Annotated in this window: 15 protein-coding genes and 1 riboswitch; of the genes, 9 read left to right on the top strand and 6 right to left on the bottom strand. The window is 61.7% G+C overall.

Annotation, left to right across the window (positions count from 1 at the left end; translation table 11 throughout):
- Positions 1–390 precede the first annotated feature (390 nt).
- Together L7A15_RS05255 and L7A15_RS05250 are read right to left on the bottom strand one after the other, a co-directional pair.
- Positions 391–2,472: a hypothetical protein gene (locus tag L7A15_RS05255; RefSeq protein ID WP_237208218.1), complete on the bottom strand. Its 2,082-nt coding sequence runs from the start codon at positions 2,470–2,472 to the stop codon at positions 391–393.
- A 180-nt stretch (positions 2,473–2,652) separates the two neighbouring features.
- Entirely contained in the window at positions 2,653–4,827 is a 2,175-nt protein-coding gene (locus tag L7A15_RS05250; RefSeq protein WP_237212339.1) for a S9 family peptidase, read from the bottom strand.
- Between the two features lie 140 nt (positions 4,828–4,967).
- Positions 4,968–5,085, top strand: a riboswitch (SAM riboswitch).
- A gap of 106 nt (positions 5,086–5,191) precedes the next feature.
- Here L7A15_RS05250 and L7A15_RS05245 point away from each other — a divergent pair.
- The 3 genes from L7A15_RS05245 to L7A15_RS05235 all read left to right on the top strand — a co-directional run bounded on the left by L7A15_RS05245 (position 5,192) and on the right by L7A15_RS05235 (position 8,569).
- Positions 5,192–6,547 (top strand): O-acetylhomoserine aminocarboxypropyltransferase/cysteine synthase family protein, encoded by a 1,356-nt coding sequence (locus L7A15_RS05245; protein ID WP_237208220.1) that lies wholly within the window; start codon positions 5,192–5,194, stop codon positions 6,545–6,547.
- A 4-nt stretch (positions 6,548–6,551) separates the two neighbouring features.
- A complete protein-coding gene (gene metX, locus L7A15_RS05240) occupies positions 6,552–7,778 on the top strand; it encodes a homoserine O-acetyltransferase MetX (protein WP_237208221.1) in 1,227 nt (408 codons plus the stop codon).
- A gap of 101 nt (positions 7,779–7,879) precedes the next feature.
- On the top strand, positions 7,880–8,569 hold the full coding sequence (locus L7A15_RS05235; RefSeq protein ID WP_237212338.1) for an alpha/beta hydrolase: 690 nt from the start codon (positions 7,880–7,882) through the stop codon (positions 8,567–8,569).
- A 75-nt stretch (positions 8,570–8,644) separates the two neighbouring features.
- Here the strand turns inward: L7A15_RS05235 and L7A15_RS05230 are convergent, their stop codons facing one another.
- A complete protein-coding gene (locus L7A15_RS05230; RefSeq protein WP_237208223.1) occupies positions 8,645–8,863 on the bottom strand; it encodes an RNA-binding S4 domain-containing protein in 219 nt (72 codons plus the stop codon).
- Between the two features lie 177 nt (positions 8,864–9,040).
- Between L7A15_RS05230 and L7A15_RS05225 the strand changes: the two genes are divergently transcribed.
- A complete protein-coding gene (locus L7A15_RS05225) occupies positions 9,041–10,423 on the top strand; it encodes a glycine--tRNA ligase (protein WP_237208224.1) in 1,383 nt (460 codons plus the stop codon).
- A gap of 380 nt (positions 10,424–10,803) precedes the next feature.
- Here the strand turns inward: L7A15_RS05225 and L7A15_RS05220 are convergent, their stop codons facing one another.
- Positions 10,804–11,424, bottom strand: a complete 621-nt coding sequence (locus tag L7A15_RS05220; RefSeq protein WP_237208225.1) for a GNAT family N-acetyltransferase — start codon at positions 11,422–11,424, stop codon at positions 10,804–10,806.
- A gap of 227 nt (positions 11,425–11,651) precedes the next feature.
- Here L7A15_RS05220 and L7A15_RS05215 point away from each other — a divergent pair, with 227 nt between their 5' ends.
- Both L7A15_RS05215 and L7A15_RS05210 read left to right on the top strand, forming a co-directional pair.
- Positions 11,652–12,626, top strand: coding sequence for a GNAT family N-acetyltransferase (locus L7A15_RS05215; RefSeq protein ID WP_237208226.1), 975 nt, complete (start codon positions 11,652–11,654; stop codon positions 12,624–12,626).
- Between the two features lie 99 nt (positions 12,627–12,725).
- Complete coding sequence (locus L7A15_RS05210; RefSeq protein WP_237208227.1) at positions 12,726–13,067, top strand: MGMT family protein; 342 nt, start codon at positions 12,726–12,728, stop codon at positions 13,065–13,067.
- Positions 13,068–13,072: 5 nt separating this feature from the next.
- Here the strand turns inward: L7A15_RS05210 and L7A15_RS05205 are convergent, their stop codons facing one another.
- A complete protein-coding gene (locus L7A15_RS05205) occupies positions 13,073–13,459 on the bottom strand; it encodes a hypothetical protein (RefSeq protein WP_237200568.1) in 387 nt (128 codons plus the stop codon).
- On the bottom strand, positions 13,431–13,970 hold the full coding sequence (locus L7A15_RS05200) for a hypothetical protein (protein ID WP_237208228.1): 540 nt from the start codon (positions 13,968–13,970) through the stop codon (positions 13,431–13,433). The genes L7A15_RS05205 and L7A15_RS05200 overlap by 29 nt, the downstream gene beginning before the upstream one ends.
- 234 nt (positions 13,971–14,204) lie before the next feature.
- Here L7A15_RS05200 and dusB point away from each other — a divergent pair, with 234 nt between their 5' ends.
- From dusB to solA, 3 genes are all read left to right on the top strand, one after another.
- On the top strand, positions 14,205–15,401 hold the full coding sequence (dusB, locus tag L7A15_RS05195) for a tRNA dihydrouridine synthase DusB (protein ID WP_237189040.1): 1,197 nt from the start codon (positions 14,205–14,207) through the stop codon (positions 15,399–15,401).
- Positions 15,402–15,469: 68 nt separating this feature from the next.
- Entirely contained in the window at positions 15,470–16,465 is a 996-nt protein-coding gene (locus L7A15_RS05190; protein ID WP_237208229.1) for a YeiH family protein, read from the top strand.
- Between the two features lie 96 nt (positions 16,466–16,561).
- Entirely contained in the window at positions 16,562–17,692 is a 1,131-nt protein-coding gene (solA, locus tag L7A15_RS05185) for an N-methyl-L-tryptophan oxidase (protein ID WP_237200571.1), read from the top strand.
- The last annotated feature ends 141 nt before the right edge of the window (positions 17,693–17,833 follow it).

The raw sequence follows: 17,833 nt of genomic DNA, 5'->3' as shown, positions 1-17,833 counted from the left end.
GGACTCATGCAACTGGGATAACCACTTCTAGGGATAAGCGGTATTATTTTTTTATTTTATTATGGGGGCTAGTGGTGGCACACAACCACTAGCTGAATGAGGTAACCAGTTTCAATTTCGCACTATTAAATTCTGGCTGTACTGCCTGCCTTCAACCGGGGGACTGGTGGAGCCTAGAGGTGATTCAGGCTCGTACAGCACCATAGCGTTGTCTAGCTGTTGGGTGGCAGCCCGCTATGAGGGGGTGTTTTCCCGTGAATGCAGTTGTCGCAGGTGCTCACTCAGAGGTTCAGAGGCACTAATTCTGTTCTTCTGAGGAACACTATTTATCTTAGGAAACCCGGTGTCGCGCTTATATCGCAGTGGCCAACAAGCGGCCTGTGACCTCAGTTATGCTTTGCTTTCTTCTGGCTTCCAACGGATGTGTAGGGTGGTGCCCCCCAGCATGGGGGCTAGATGGCTGTAGGAGTCGGTGACGGTTGCCTGGGCTGAGACGGTGGGCTTGACGCTGGGGCTGTAGGGCACATCTGAGTAGGCGATGGTCATGGTTTCACCGCCGGTGGTGCATCGGACGCCCAGGGAGAAGCTGCGCGGGGGGAGGGGGAAGATGATGGAGTAGAAGCCGTCGTCATCGAGCTGGGGGACGGTGTGGGCCACCATTTCCAGGGCAAAGTTTTGCATGGGGTTGTAGAAGGAATCCGGGATAAATACCCAGCTCTCCTCAGCAGGGACGTGGGAGACGGTGAAGTTCCCTTCGGGGACGGTGACCTCCTGGGCTCCGGGCAGGATCAGGTGGAGGATCGAGCAGCCTGCCTCGAGGGCCAGGAGGATGATGCCGAGCTTGAGGGTGATCGGGGACCCGTCAGCGGTGAGCTGGATGTCTGCAAAGGCTGACATAGCCATGGCCTGGGGCTGGTTGGCCAGGTAGGTGAGGGACATACCGTCGTCAGTGTTGCCACTGAGGGCCCGGTAGAGGCTGATGGTGGTTTCTGGGGAAAACTCAAAGGTCTTGCAGAAGAGCTCAAGGGTGTCCTGGCTCATGCCCTGGCCGGTGATGGCCCGCCAGACCCGGTCCTTGTAGACGCTGGGGGAGATGTGCAGGCCGTAGGTGTCTTCCTGGTAGGCGCTCATGGCCCGTGCGATCGCTCGGATGGAGAAAGGGTTGCTTTCCTTGAGGCGTTCCTGGTGGAGGTAGGGTTCCCAGATGGCGCGGGGGCCCGGTTCGAGGAGCTCGGCACGCAGGTAGGTGCTGGTGAACTGGTTGGCCTGGTCTTCTGGGCTGTGGTTCTTGCGGGACGGAGGCAGGGACGGGGGAGCCGAATCCGAGGGGTCGGGGGAGGTCTGGGAGAAGAAGAGGTCCCCCTTGGTTTCTACGGGGCCGGGGGTATCGATTGGTCGGGGCTCTGTGGCCCCGGTAACGAGATCTAGATGGAGGGGGACGCCCGGGGTGGCCTGGGCGATGAGGTCCCGGTAGTGCTCCAGGGCTTCCTGCTTCCGGACGCTCCAGGCGAAGGAGAAGGCTGCATCGTGCAGGTAGGGGAAGGACATGGAAACGTAGGTCTGGGGTTGCAGGACAATGTCCTCAATCAGGGTTTCGGGGCTTTTTGCCCCGGCCCAGAACTTTTGGCGGATTTCGTGGGGGGCCTCATCGAAGTGGATCATGAGGCAGAGATTGAACTTGCCGATGTTGTAGGGGCCCATGAGGGCGTTGTTGAAGGCCGAGTCAGTGGTCTCAATTTCCGAGACTAGATCGAGGTCGATCCGGTATTTGAGCCGGTGAATCTGCCCGCGTCGGATGGGGTAGGGGGTGCGGACGACCGTCTGCCACACGTCGTTGGCCGGGTCGTTGAGGGGGATCCGGTCATAGGGGCTGATTTTGTGGACGGTTCCGCCCTCCAGCAGGGTCACCGTAGACGTCGGGGACTCAAACCGGGAGGCTATCTCAGTGAGTTCGTCGCTCTCAGAGATAATGACCTCGGTGTAATGGAAATATTTGATGTAGCCGAAGGCATCAACAAAGGCCTCCATTGAGGTTGAAATAGCGGTGTAGGGCGATTCGGAGGCCTCCAGGACCTTACCGCTGTTGGCTGTGAGCTTCTTATGCAGGTTTGCGAGGGCAATGGTGCGGGAGAGTTCCCGCTCCTCTTCTGCGGTAAAGCCGAAGGCGGTAGCGAACATGTGGGCGGTTGAACCTGAGAGGGTATCCCCGTTGAGGGCGCGGGAGACCCGGTCCTTGATGGTGGCCGGGTCGATGTCCTGGCCGGAGTAGTCGGAGAGTTCGTAGGCGATGAAGGTTGCAACAGCCCGCTGGTTGATGGAATCGCCCCGGCGCCGTTGGACGTACCGGCTCCACTTATCCCGGTACACCGGCTTGAGCAGGAGTGACCGCAGGAATTCCTGCGGCATGTTGGCGGTAGCCTCAGCCGTCATCAAACTTGAGCTGACGGAGTGCAAGGACTCGTTGGGGTTCATGGTGCCTCTAAGTGGTGGTGATTCAAGAAAGAGGGCCTTGCTGCCGGTGCGAAGGGGTGGCAAAGTGCCCTGTAGGGTACTACCTGCGCGATAGGTAGCGGTGGGGACGGGCCCCAGGAGGGGAGCCGGGGACGCGAGGGCCCCGGCTCACCCGTCCTTATAGCATTAAGGCTACAGGCCCTAGCCCTGAATACCTAAGTGGTGGAGCAGGAAAGAATAATCCCAGGCAACTTCCTTCCAGGCGGTGTACCGGCCAGATCCGCCGCCGTGGCCGCCGTCCATCTCGATCTTCAGCAGGGGAGTGGGGGATGCCGGGTCGATGGTGTCGCGCAAGGCAGCTACCCACTTGGCCGGCTCAACGTAGAAGACGCGGGTATCATTCAGTGACGTCACTGCCGCAATCGCCGGGTAGCGGACGGGGCGGATGTTCTCGTAAGGGGTGTAGGACTTCATATAGTCGTACACCTCCTTGCTGGTGATGGGGTTACCCCATTCCTCCCATTCCAGGGCCGACAGCGGCAGGTTGGGGTCCAAAATGGTGGTGAGGGCGTCCACGAAGGGAACCTGGGCGACGCAGGCGACATACTTCTCCGGGGCCATATTGACCACGGCGCCCATGAGCAGGCCACCCGCTGAACCGCCCATGATGCCGATGCGCTCGCCGTCCACCCAGGGCTGGGAGGTGAGGAAGTCTGTGGCATCAATGAAGTCGGTGAAGGTGTTCTTTTTCTTGAGCTTTTTGCCTTCGGTGTACCAGGCCCGGCCCATTTCGCCGCCGCCGCGAATATGGGCAACAACCCAGATGACGCCACGGTCTAGCACACTCAGACGGGGAATGGAGAAGTAGGGGTCCATGGAGGCTTCATAGGAGCCGTACCCGTACTGGATAACAGGGTTCTGGGTGGTTTTGTCGAGGTCAGCCCGGTGGATGACGGACAGGGGGATCATGGCGCCGTCACGGGCCGGGGCCCACATGCGGTAGGCGGTGTAGTGGGACGGCTCAAAGTCCTTGACCGGGGTGCGTCGGCGCAGGATCAGGTCGTCGGTGTCGGGGAAGTAGTCGTAGATACTGTTGGGGGTGAGGAAGGAGGTGTAGTTCAGGCGGATCACCGGGGACATGATGTTCACCCCGGAGAAGGCTGAGGTGTAGAGCTCCTCGGTAAACCCACCGGGCTCATGCAGGCTCAGGCCCTGGGGGTGGGCCTGGGCCACCTGGGCCGCTACCTCTGCGCGGGAGGTGACAAAAACCTTGACGGTGGTGTTTTCGCGGGCCATCAGCACCAGGTGGTTGCGGGAGAACTTAAAGTTTTCCAGGCGGACGTCCGCGCGGTGGGGCACCAGGGGAATCCAGGAGGCCTTGAACTCTGCGTAGGGGACGTAGTCGTCGGTCAGGGGGGCTAGAACAAGCTCACCGTTGGGGGCCTCGTCATTGTGCCCCAGCACCAGGTACCCGGTGCCCTCAACGTCGATCACATCAGCTGAGTATTCAATCCCTTCTTCCCTCCGCATGATCAGGGTGGGTTCAAGCTGGCCCAGCTCGTGGATATTGATAATACGGTTCTCGGAGAACTCAGAGTTGGAGGAGGTGATCACCACGTGGGTGCGGGAGGACGACATGGACGCCCCCAGCCACATGCCCTGGTCTGCCTCGTGGAAGAGGACAATATCGTCTGCGGGGTCGCTGCCGATAGCGTGGGCCCGCACCTCATAGGGGCGCCAGGACTCGTCGGCCACCGTATAAATCAGGTGCTTAGCGCCGGAGGCGAAGAAGGCGCCAGCGAAGACGTCCTCAATTTTTTCGTCCAGGATCTCGCCGGTGTTGAGGTTCTTGAAGTACTGGGTGTAGCGCTCATCCCCAGAATCGTCCACACCGAAGGTCAGCAGGGAGCCGTCGCGGGTGACCTGGAAGGACCCCAGGGAGAAAAAGGCCATGTCGCGGGCAAACTCGTTGCAGTCCAGGACGACCTGCTCCCCGTCCAGGGGCTGGCCGGGCTGCACCAGCGGGGGCTGGTAGCGTTCCTCCACAGAACCTTCAGTCAGGGCAGGGACCCGGCACATCACCGGGTACTGTTCACCAGCAACCGTCCGATTGAAATACCACCAGGCCCCCCGGCGGGAGGGAACTGACATGTCGGTCAGCTGGGTGCGGTTCTTAATCTCTTCAAAGATCGCATCACGCATCGGCTGCTGGTGGGCAGTGACCTGTTCAGTAAACGTGTTTTCGGCCGTCAGATACTCAATGACCTCAGGGTTCTCTTTGTCCCGCAACCACTCATACGGGTCAACAAAAGTATGACCGTGGTGGACTCGTTCAGTGGGAACCCGCTTAGCAGCAGGAGGATTCAGAGACATCATCAGCCCTTTCCATAGAAGCTCAGTTCCCACCATTCTAAAGGACACCAGCAGGAGCGTAACCTACGCAATACAACGACACATGCTGAAACTTTAAGACAGAGCCTTGACGCCCCCGCCCCCCACCAGCCACACTAGAGGCAGGTCAAGAGAGCCAGCGCCAAGCCCCAGCTTGCTGGCCGGCAACCCTCCAACCGCGGTGGGGTGCCCTGGGTGAAGACCCGGCATACCCACCGAGAACCAGGTATGCAAGCGCGGGACCGATGTGCCTCTATTCTTTCCCCGAGGACATCACCGACTTCCCCAGAGGAAGAACAGGCATGCGGCCCGTTTCAATGAAAACACTGAAACATCATGGAGTAACCGCATGACCACCGAGAACATCGTTCCCACCCCATCCAACCCCACTGGCTGGAAGTTCGAAACCCAGCAGATTCACGCAGGCCAAGAACCCGACCCTGCTACCGGCGCCCGCGCCCTGCCCATCTACCAGACCACGTCCTTCGTCTTCAAGGACTCCGCCCAGGCAGCTGGCCGCTTCGCCCTCTCAGAACTAGGCCCCATCTACTCCCGCATTAACAACCCCACTCAGGAAGCAGTGGAAAACCGTATTGCCGCTCTTGAAGGCGGCGTCGGAGCCCTACTACTTGCCAGCGGTCAGGCAGCCTCAACTTTCGCAATCCTCAACATCGCCGGGGCCGGGGACCACATTGTTGCCTCCCCCTCCCTCTACGGGGGCAGCTTCAACCTGCTCAAGTACACCCTCAAGAACCTGGGTATTGAAACCACTTTCGTTGACGACCCTGCCGACCCCGAATCCTGGCGGGCAGCAGCCCGCGAGAACACCAAGGCCTTCTTCGCAGAAACCCTGCCCAACCCCCGCGGTGACGTCCTTGATATCGAAGCCGTCTCAGGCATAGCCCACGAGGTGGGTGTGCCCCTCATCGTCGATAACACCATTGCCACCCCCTACCTGCTCAACCCCATCAAGCACGGTGCTGACGTGGTCATCCACTCAGCCACCAAATACCTGGGTGGCCACGGCACCTCTGTCGGCGGCGTCATCGTAGACTCCGGTAACTTCGACTACGGCGCCTACCCCGACAAGTACCCCCTCTTCAACCAGCCCGACGAAAGCTACCACGGCCTGGTCTACGCCCGCGACCTCGGCGCGGACGGCGTCTTCGGAGTCAACCTCTCCTACATCCTCAAAGCCCGCGTCTCCCTCCTGCGCGACCTGGGCTCCTCCATCTCACCAACCAACGCCTTCAACATCGCCATCGGTCTTGAAACCCTCTCCCTGCGCGTAGAACGCCATGTCGAGAACGCCCTCAAGGTCGCCCAGTTCCTCAAAGACCACCCCCAGGTTGAATCGGTCACCTACTCCGGCCTGCCCGATTCCCCCTACTACGAGCTGGCCCAAAAGTACCTGCCCAAGGGGGCCGGCGCCGTCCTCGGTTTCACCCTCAAGGACGCCGACGCCGAAACCGCCCAGAAATTCGTGGACTCCCTCTCCCTCCACTCCCTGCTGGTCAACATCGGTGACGTGCGATCCCTGGCCGTACACCCGGCGTCCACCACCCACAGCCAGTCCACCACCGAAGAGCTTGAAGCCATCGGTATCAACCCCGCCTTCATCCGCCTCTCGGTAGGTATCGAACACATCGACGATATCCTCGCCGACCTCGAACTCGGCTTCACCGCCATCGCTCAGGAAAGGTAGCCCAATGACGACCGCCCGCCCCGCTGACACCACCCCCACCCGAAACGACGGCGTCCTCACCTACGCCCCAATCGGCGACCTCACCCTCGAATCTGGCGTTACCCTGCCAGATGTTACGCTCGGTTACGAAACCTGGGGAACCCTCAACGAGGCGGGCGACAACGCCGTCCTGATCCTGCACGCCCTCACCGGAGACACCCACGTCTCAGCAGGGCGCGTCGGGGCGGACGCCAGCGAGCAAGACCGCGAGGCCGCCGAGGCAGCAGGCTGGTGGCCCACCGCCGTCGGCCCCGGCCGCGTCATTGACACCGACAAATACTTCGTCATTTCCCCCAACATCCTCGGGGGCTGCTACGGCTCCACCGGCCCCGCCTCACCCGCCCCGGCCAGCGTCGACCCAGAACAGAAGCCCTGGGGATCCCGCTTCCCCCTAGTTACCATCCGCGACTCCGTCCACGCCGAAAAACGCCTACTTGACCAGCTCGGCGTCACCTCCCTCCACCACGTCATCGGCGGCTCCCTCGGCGGGGCCCGCGCCGCCGAATGGGCCGTCACCTACCCCAACCTCGTCCGCTCCGTAGCCGTCATTGCCTCCGGCCCAGCCGCCACCGCCGAACAAATAGCCTGGGGCCACATGCAAAACCTGGCCATCCGCCAAGACCCCTCCTTCGCCGGCGGCGACTACTACCCCGGCCCCGGCCCCGAAAACGGCCTAGCCCTGGCCCGACGCATCGCCCACACCACCTACCGCTCCGCCGCCGAACTCCACTTCCGCTTCGGCCGCGACGCCCAAGACGGCCACGACGTCCTGCACCCAGTCCCCGCAGACCGAGGCCGCTACCAGGTCGAAAACTACCTGGACCACCACGGCTCCAAACTCACCGCCCGCTTCGACGCCAACTCCTACCTGGCCATCAACGAAGCCCTCCTCTCCCACGACCTCGGCCGCGACCGCGGCGGCCTGGACAAGGCCCTAGCCCGCACCAGCTGCAACTGGACTATCGCCTACGTCGACTCCGACCGGCTCTTCTTCCCCTCCGACTCCCACATTCTGGCAGCAGCCCTACCCACCCCGGTAGAACCTGCCGTGATTCATTCACCCTGCGGCCACGACGGCTTCCTCATTGAGCACGAACAGCTTGAGCGGATCCTTGCCACCAGCATTGAAACCCAGGACGCCGCCGACGAAACAACCGCCACCCCAACCCGCCACCTCAAGATCGTGGCGTAAACAACCTCCTACCCCCTGCGCGAACTCCCTACCCCCAACCAGCAAGATTAGGTAACGTGAAAGATACCTAAGCCCCACTCAAGCGCACCAAGGAGCTTTACATGGCTGACTACACCGTAGACTTCTCCCGCACCAAGGACGGCTGGGCCGGAACCCACCTCGTCCTCTTCCTCCACGGCTACGGCTCCAACGAAAAAGACCTCATGGGCCTCCGCGGACACATCAACCTACCCGAAGACAAAATCACCTACGCAGCCATGCGAGCCCCCCAGCCGGTCGGCTACGTCCTCCCCGCCGACGCCGACACCGCCGAAGTCAAACAAACCGCCCAAGGCTACCAGTGGTGGCCCCTCAACCAGCAGCTACACACCGTCAGCTTCAAAGCCATCGAACTAGCCACCGACTACCTCCTCATGTGGGTCTCAGCCATCGCTGACGAATTCGAATCCATCACCCTCGTCGGCTTCTCCCAAGGCATGGCCGTCGCCACCAGCGCCGCCCGCCGCAAACCCAAACTCTTCAAGGCCGTCGTCGGCCTCTCCGGCTACGTCGTCGACGGCGGCGACAACTACTTTATGGACGCAGAATTCGTCCTCACCCCCCTGCCCCTCTTCTGGGGCCGAGGCGACGCCGACACCGTTATCCCCGCCGACAAAATCGCCTACACCGCCGACTGGGCCCACAAATTCGCCCAAGCCACCATCCACACCTACCCGGGCCTGGCCCACTCCGTCTCAGCCGAAGAACTAGACCACTTCGCAGACTTCATCAAACAGCAGGTCCTCAGCTAACCAACAACCAGCCCACAAGTAGCACAAAGCCCGGAGGGAAACCCTCCGGGCTTTGATATAGCTGGCAGGAAAAACCTACTCAGAATCAACCTTTACCGTCACACCGTTTAACTCCACGGTATCGCCAGCATGCAACTGCCGGCCCCGCTGCTCACAAATCTCCCCGTTCACCTTCACCAGGCCGTCCTGGATCACCTCGCGGGCATGGACCCCGTTCTCCACCAGGTTAGCCAGCTTCAAAAACTGGCCCAGGCGAATCATCTCATCACGAATAAACACAGACTCAATACTCATACCCACCACTCTACCGCCCCAACCCCACCGCACCGCGTGTAACCAACCACAAGCGTCCGCCCCCACCCCGCCACCTACGGTAGGCTTAAAGGCGTGTGCGCCAACACCGGCGCCCGCTGACTAACCCCAAGCACGCCACAGCCGGTGGCGCAGGCTCATAGGAGAACAACACAGACCATGGCACCGAAGTCCAAACTCGATAACGTCATTTCACTGGCCAAGCGCCGCGGATTCGTCTTCCAAGCAGGCGAAATCTACGGCGGATCCCGCTCCGCCTGGGACTACGGCCCGCTCGGTGCCGAACTCAAAGAAAACATCCGCCAGCAGTGGTGGCAGACCTTCGTACGCGGACGCGAAGACATGGTCGGCCTCGACTCCTCCATCATCCTGCCCAAGGCAGTCTGGGAAGCATCAGGCCACGTCGCAACCTTCACCGACCCCCTCGTCGAATGCCTCTCCTGCCACTCCCGCCACCGCCAGGACCACCTCATCGAAGCCTTCGAAGCCAAGAAGGGCCGCGCCCCCGAAAACGGCATGGACGACATCGTCTGCCCCAAGTGCGGCACCAAGGGCCAGTGGACCGAACCCCAAAACTTCTCCGGCCTCATGAAAACCTACCTCGGCCCCGTCGACAACGAAGAAGGCCTGCACTACATGCGCCCCGAAACCGCCCAGGGCATCTTCGTCAACTTCAACAACGTCGTCACCGCCGCCCGCAAGCGTCCCCCCTTCGGCATCGGCCAGATCGGCAAGGCCTTCCGCAACGAAATCACCCCCGGCAACTTCATCTTCCGAACCCGCGAGTTCGAACAGATGGAAATCGAATACTTCGTGCACCCCGACGACGCCCCCAAGTACTATGACCAGTGGATTGAAGACTGCTGGAACTGGTTCGTAGACCTCGGCATCAACCCCGACAACATGCGCAAGTTCGACGTGCCCGAAGACGACCGCGCCCACTACTCAGCCGGCACCATGGACCTCGAATACCGCTTCGGTTTCCAGGGCTCTGAATGGGGCGAACTCATGGGCGTTGCCAACCGCACCAACTACGACCTCGGTGTGCACAACGAACACTCCAACGCCAAGCTCGAATACTTCGACCAGGGCACCGGCGAACGCTACGTGCCCTACGTCATTGAGCCCTCCTTCGGCCTGACCCGCTCCATGATGGCCTTCCTGGTTGACTCCTACGTCGAAGATGAAGCCCCCAACACCAAGGGCGGCGTTGACAAGCGCACCGTGCTCAAGCTCGACCCGCGCCTGGCCCCCGTCAAGGCAGCCGTCCTGCCCCTGTCCAAGAAGGAAGAGCTCGTCCCCACCGCCAAGAACCTGGCCGACGAACTCCGCCGCAACTGGAACATCGACTACGACGACGCCGGCGCCATCGGCCGCCGCTACCGCCGCCAGGACGAAATCGGCACCCCCTTCTGCATCACCGTCGACTTCGACACCCTCGACGACCAGGCCGTCACCATCCGCGAACGCGACACCATGACCCAAGAACGCGTCTCCCTCGACCAGGTCACCGCCTACCTGGCAGCCAAGCTGACCAAGTAGATAACTATAGGTACATAAAAGGACGGACGTGCGTTCGCCTGCTGACCCTCTTGGGGCTCGCGCTGGGGGCTCGTGCAGCCTCGTAAACTCGGCTGATTCCGTGCTCTCTTGTGTGCTCGCTAGCTCGCACCCGAGCACTTCATCACGCCAGCCCCGAGCCAGCTGGCTTAAGACGCGTCTGTAACGCCTAGAGAAGGTGTACAAAAGCCGCCCCTCCCAACTAACGGGAGGGGCGGCTACATCTTTAAAGAGGTGGGGGTGGGAGACGCACCACGCCGGCAACCATTCTCGCCGGCTCGCAAGCTCGCAGGCGATTCATCGCCAGCCCCGATCCACGTCGGCTCCCTGGCGCGTCTACCCCTGCGAAAAATAGGTACAGACTAAATCTCGACGCGCTTCAAATCCAGCGTCAGGTGGCCCGATGCCGATCGGGCAGCCTCCCAGTCACTGCGCAACACCGACTTGATCACCGCATCGTGGTACTCGCCGTCAATCAGGAAAGCCTCGCGGCGGCGTCCTTCGGGCACAAACCCGCAGGAAGTGTAGACGTGCTTGGCCCGTTCGTTGAAGTCCAGCACCTCAAGCTCAATCCGGTGCAGATCCAGCTTCTCAAAAGCGTAATCGACCATGAGCTTCGTCGCCTCAGTGCCGTAGCCCTTATTCTGGCCAGCCCGACCAATTGCAATACGGTAGTTCACCGAACCGTTATCAGGGTCGTACTCATTGAAAACAACCTCACCGACATACTTCTGCTGGTCCAGGGCAAAAACGGCCAGGTCCAGACGGTTCTTCTTCTCATTGCGACGGGAATACCACTCGCGGGTCATCGCCTCATCAAAAGGGTGAGACTCGGTTGAACGAGAATGAACAGTGCCGGTCTTAATCAGAACCTCCGGCTCCTGCAGAATACCAATCATGGCATCAATGGCCTCGGCGTCGAAGGGACGCAGCTCAACACGGGAACCGGTCACGGTGGGCTTATAAGCCAGGGGAGAAGTCATAACACCACACTAAAAGAACACAGAAGACTGAAAACAAACCCTTATAGTCTAGCCGGTAAAACCTCCATGAACCGTAGACACCAATCCGGCATATACAGAACATGTTCCGCAAACCTTCATATGTGCCGGTAAAGCTCACACATATGATGTTCACCGGCACATGTTCCGCATATGCCAGGGGCGCTACAGTAGAGGGGTACACCCTTTACCCATGAAAGAGAAGACGCGTGAGCACCGCCGAGAACACCTACACCCTACGCCCCTGGCGCGAGGGCGATCGTCTAGCCCTCCTCGAATACTGGAACGATCCCGAAAACCGGCAGGTAGCCGCCTTCCGCTCCGCATTCACCCCCGACTCGTCCGCCCCCTTCAGCCGCACCATCGTCGCCGAACACCAGGGCGTGCCCGTCGCTGCAGGCGTCGTCTACGAAACCGACCTGCACCCCAACCGCCTCTGGGCCTACCTAGAAGTAGCCCCCGAACACCGCCGCTCAGGCCTCGGCACCCAGCTCCTGCAGGCCCTCAAGGACGCCGCCACAGCAGCCCCCAGCGGCACCACCGCTTTCCGTACCAAGGTGGAACCCGACTCCACCGGCCTCGCCTTTGCCCAGGCCAGGGGCTTTAAGGTAGCCCAGCGTTCGCGTATGGTGCGGTTTGAAGCTGGCTCCGTCCCGGCTATGCCCCTGCGCCAGGACGCCTCAGAACGAATCACCCAGGCCATTGAAGATTTGGCCACCGGCTCTGTGGAGCTTACCCAGAAGTTCTGGGACTTCTACCGGGCCGTCCATACCTGGGATACACCTGCCGACCTTGCCATTGGCCGCGTCAACCGCCTCTTCCTTTCTGATGAAGCCGAAGCCCTGGGGGCTGTGGTGCTGCGCGACGACATCCTCCGCGCCCAGGCTGCGGGGAAGAAGGGCGATATGCTGGCCTTTGCGGTGAGCTACCGCCCCCTGGACGTCGATGCGGGCACCATGCCTGTCTCTGAAGACGACGCCACCGAAGTCACCATCGGCTACCAGGTGGGCAACCCCGGGGCGCGGGAAGCCGTCCTGCAGCTGCTGTCTGTGCTGACCGCCTCCTACCCTGTGCAGGTGGAGGTTGACGATTCGATGGAGGATTTGGCCGTCATTGTCGATCAGCTCATCAAGATGGGGGCCGGGCAGGTTACCAGTGAAACCCTGACTGTGGTGGACGGCTAGGCCACAGCTTCAAAAGACCCCCTTGGTTCTCTCATCACCCCCTTGATTTGTGAGGGGGTGAAGGGAGAATCGAGGGGGTCTTCGCGGTATGGAGGACGTATGGATGAACTGCGCTGTGAACGGATCTTGCGGGTGGTGGAGTGTGTGCCTGCCGGGCAGGTGGCGACCTATGGGGACGTAGGGGTGATCGTTGGCGAATCGCCCCGGTTGGTGGGGCGAGTGTTGGCGACCTGGGGATCGAATGTTCCCTGGTGGCGGATCTGTAATGCCCGCGGGGAAATCCCGGGGCACCTAGAGCAGGCGTACTCCCACTGGCAGGACGAGGGCACCCCGCTGCGGGCGGACGGGCGGGTCGCTCTGAATGCCGCCCGTATAGGCGCGGACGCCCTCGCCCACCTCGCCGCCCCGCGCCTGGCTGAGCTGGGGGAGGGGCAGGCCTAGAGGGGCTAGACGCCGATATCGCGGGCTTTGCGCGACTTACGGGAGTCTTTGGGGAAGAAATATGCGCGGGATAATAAAAGACTCGATAGCGCAAAGACTGAGGCTGATGTTGGATTTTCATCAAAAATCAGGAACGCAATGAGCAGCCCGGCGCAGGCAGCCCACAGAGTAAGTAGAGGGTGCCAACGGATGAGAGTACTTCCCTGATTGGGGTCAAGGAATATCAGCATGTTTCCAACCGCAAATACAAGGGCTGATAGCAAAGCGGTGACGAAGCTGCTGGCGGTGAAGCCTAGAACTATTCCGAAAGCACACCAAATCAGAGCAGTGAAGAGAATTGATACACCCTTATTGGAGCTGCGGCTACCAGGGGAGTTCTGCTGAATCGTCATTGAAGATCACCAATCCTGTGACTTTGCGGGCTGAGTTGAAAGAGAGCTGGCCGACCGGCTCTCCGTGTTCGTGGCGCAGCCGGTAGGTGAGGGTAAAGCCGGAGCCTGCCTGTTCCACCACCGTTTTCTTGACCTCAATAAAGGGGCCTGCGGCCTCAAGCACCTGCTGCCAGGTTTTCAGAATCTTGCGTTTAGACAGTAACCGGGCGGTCGTGTAGGTCATGTGGCTGTGGACATGCTCGATGTCACTGTGAGCCAGGGCGGCAAAGAGGGCTTCGGTGATCTGCTCAAGTTCTACCTGGATCTGGGAGAGCGACCTGGCGTTATAGACGCTGTCAGAAAAACGCTGGGCGGCTGCCTGCTTGGTCACTCCCATCGCAGCCCCAATCACCTGCCAGGTTGCCCCGCCTGCGCGGGCTGCCTGCACGGCGTCCTCAAGGGCCTGGTTTGCCAGGGCCACCTGCTCGTTGGCGGTGCGGACGGCCCCGATTCGGGGATCACTGGAATCCATAGTCCCTCCTAGGTTTAGCTTATCGTCAAGAGTTACTTGACTTATCACAAGTGTTTCACATCTCATGTGCGCCTGTCAATGCTTTTTGACTTCTCGAATGTGCCACTTATTCCCGAATGGGGCAGCAAGAGTGGCACATTCGGGAATAAGTGGCACATTCGGCGCAGGGTAGCCCAGCTGGCCGTGGCAGTGCTTACTGCACCCGTCGCGTCCTTGTGACAAAATTGGAACGTTATGACAGAAGAGAACCCAGGAACCGGCCAGACCCCGGCCCGCGCCAAGCAACTGAAGCTCCCGCCCCTGCAACTAGGCAAGCACACCATTGACACCCCCGTCGTCCTGGCCCCCATGGCGGGCGTCACCAACAAGGCCTTCCGCCGCCTTTGCCGCGAATACGGCGGCGGCCTCTACGTCACTGAAATGGTGACGGCCCGGTCCCTGGTGGAACGCAACCCCGAATCCCTCCGCATTATCGACCATGACGGCGACGAAAAGATCCGCTCCATTCAGATTTACGGGGTGGACGCCGTCAATGTGGGTAAGGCGATTCGTATGGTCGTTGAAGAAGACCGCGCCGACCACATCGACCTGAACTTTGGCTGCCCCGTCCCCAAGGTCACTAAGCTGGGCGGCGGCTCCGCCCTGCCCTGGAAGACCGACCTTTTTACCGCTATCGTCCAGACCGCTGTGCGCGAGGCCTCCCGCGGGGACGTGCCCTTGACCATTAAAATGCGCAAGGGTATTGACGAGGACCACCTGACCTACCTGGAATCAGCCAAGATTGCGCGTGACGCGGGCGTCGCCGGTATTGCCCTGCACGGCCGCACCGCCGCCCAGCACTACTCGGGCAAGGCTGACTGGGATTCCATTGCCCGCCTGCGCGAGGCCATCCCTGATGTGCCGATCCTGGGTAACGGTGACATTTTCTCCGCCGAGGACGCCATCGCCATGGTTGAGCAGACCGGCGTGGACGGCATTGTGGTCGGCCGCGGCTGCCAGGGCCGCCCCTGGCTCTTTGGCGACCTACAGAACGCCTTTGAGGGCTCTGAAGACCGCCACCGCCCCAGCGTGTCTGAGGTAGCCGATATGATCTACCGCCACGCTGAGCTTTTGGTTGAAACCTTTGGCGACGAAACCCGGGGCCTGCGCGAGATCCGTAAGCATGTGGCCTGGTACTTCCACGGCTACCCAGTGGGCGGCAAGCTACGCGCCAAGATGTCTACCGTGCCCACCCTCGAAGCCTTCCGCGAGTACCTGGCCGAGCTGGACCACTCCATCGGCTACCCCGGTGCCGCTGTTGAGGGCCCTCGCGGACGTGCTGGCAACCCCAAGAAGCCCCACCTGCCCGACGGCTGGCTGAACTCCCGCGTCCTGGGCGACGCCGAACGCCTAGGCCTGGTGGACGCCGAACTCGATATCTCAGGCGGCTAACACCCGGCCTACCCACCCCTGACCCCTGCCCCCGCCCAGGGGGCAGGCCCAGCCCTGATGGAGCCTCAATGAAGAGACTAGGACCCCTCCTGCCCGGCCTGGCGCTCAGCGCCGGGGCGGCCGCCGTCGCCTACCTGCTCAGCACCCTACTGCCGGGGCTCAGTGCCATGCTCGTGGCTATCCTGCTCGGCGTGACGCTGGCGAACACGGTCACCCTGCCGGCCCGATTCAGCCCCGGGGTGACCTTCACAGCCAAGAAGCTGCTGCGGGTGGGCATCGTCCTGCTCGGTTTGCAGGTTGCCCTGGGGGACATCGCGGCGCTAGGGGCTCCCCTGATCCTGGTGGTAGTTATCACCGTGATCACGGGCCTGCTGGGCACAATCGCCCTCGGCCGCCTGCTTGGCGTCTCTAGCTACCTCACCTATCTTGTGGCCTGCGGCTTCTCCATCTGCGGGGCGGCAGCGGTTGCCGGGGCTTCCGGCGCCCTTGACCCCACCGGGGAGAAGGAAGAAGAAACCGTCACCGCCGTAGCCCTCGTCGTGCTCTGCGGAACCAGCATGATTGGCCTGGTGCCCCTGGCCGCCTACCTGCTGAACCTTGATCCTGCCACCGCCGGAACCTGGGCCGGGGCCTCCATCCACGAAGTCGCCCAGGTCGTAGCCGTCGGCGGCATGATCGGCGGCGGGGCCCTGACAGCTGCCGTGCTGGTGAAGCTGGCCAGGGTGCTCATGCTGGCACCGGTCATTGCCGTTTTAGGGTGGGTGCGCCGTCGGGAACTTCAGGACGGCGGCGGGGCAAGCTCCCTGCCCCCACTTGTGCCCCTGTTCGTGGCGGGTTTTATAGCCATGGTGCTGGTGCGCTCCTTCGTGCCCTTGCCCGACGCTGTGCTCACGGCAGGTAGCACCGCCCAGACTGCCCTCCTGGCTGCAGCCATGTTTGCCCTGGGGTGCGCTGTTGACGTGCGGAAACTCCTGCGCGTAGGGTCCCGCCCCTTGATACTTGCCGCCCTCTCTACCGCTCTTGTGGCGGGAGTTAGCCTGGCGGGAATCACCTTCATCGCCTAGAACTACCTGCCCCGGGCACGTCCGCAGTGTGAAAACTATCAGGTAACAGTCAGAAAAACAGCCCACGCCCCCACAAAAAGGGGTACCTTAAAGCACATGCGCTACTCGGTCATCATCGTAGGACTCGGAGCCATCGGCTCCTACCTTGCCGGCGAACTCACCGCCCGGGGCCACTCCGTCCTTGGCCTAGAACAATATGCCCCCGTCCACGACCGTGGCGGCTACTCCGGCGAATCCCGCCTCTTCCGCATGGCCTACCACGAAGGCGCCGAATACGTGCCCCTGCTCAAGTTCTCCCGCAACTACTTCCTCGACCTCGACTCCAGGCACAACGAAACCCTCTTCCACCAAACCGGGGCGCTGTCTATCGGCCACCCCGGCGCACACGGCCTTGAAGGCGTCCACGACTCCATCCACCGCTTCGGCCTTGACCACGAAGAATACGACACCGCCGACCTCAAACGAATCTACCCCCAGCACGCCGATGTCACTGATGAAGTAGCCATCCTCGACAAGAACGGCGGAGTGCTCTACTCCGACGCCATTGTCTACCAGATGCAGAAAGAAGCCCGCGCCGCCGGAGCCACCTTGCTCACCCACGAAGAAGTCGTCGGTATCGAAGAAACCAGCCGGGGCGTCAAAATCCGCACCACCCAGGGCACCTACAAGGCCGACCAGGCTATTATCAGCACCGGCGTCTGGTCAAAAACCCTGCTACCCCAGATCGAGCCGCACGTGTCCATCACCCCCATCAGCCTCGGCTGGTACCTCGTTGATAAGCCCAGACACTACGCCCCGGCGCATTTCCCCGGCTTCATCCGCGAATCTAACGGCTCCCACCTCTACGGCTTCCCCTGCCTGGACGGCCTCACCGTCAAGGTCGGCAACGTGGGCCAACGCTCAGAGGTACCCACCCCGCGCGAACTGCCCCCGAGGGCGTCCGGCAACGCCCTGCGCGTCCCCGCCGGGCTTGTCACTCGCTACCTCACCGAGGTCAGCGACGGCCCCGCCCGACACTCCATGCACATGGACCTCTTCAGCCGCGACCACCGGCCCATCATCGACCGGCTCTCCTCCCGGATCACCGTCGCAACCGCCTTCTCAGGCCACGGCTTCAAACTCACCCCCGCCCTGGGGCGGGCCGTCGCCGACCTCATCGACGACCAAGAGCCCTGGTTCTCTCTGGAAGGCTTCAGGCTAGACCGCTTCACCCCGGCTGCAGGATAGGGCCGGGCCCGGCCAGCCCAACGAAGTCAAGCCCAGCCCAGTCTGGCGGTTCAGCGATACGTCTCACCCCTGCAGCCCGTCCCGGCCCAGCCCAATCCAGCCCAGCCTGGCGGTTCTGGGATAAACCGGCGGTTAGGGTAT

The organism is Rothia nasimurium (assembly GCF_928391935.1).
Lineage (GTDB): Bacteria > Actinomycetota > Actinomycetes > Actinomycetales > Micrococcaceae > Rothia > Rothia nasimurium_D.
This window is presented reverse-complemented; position numbering and strand designations above follow the sequence as displayed.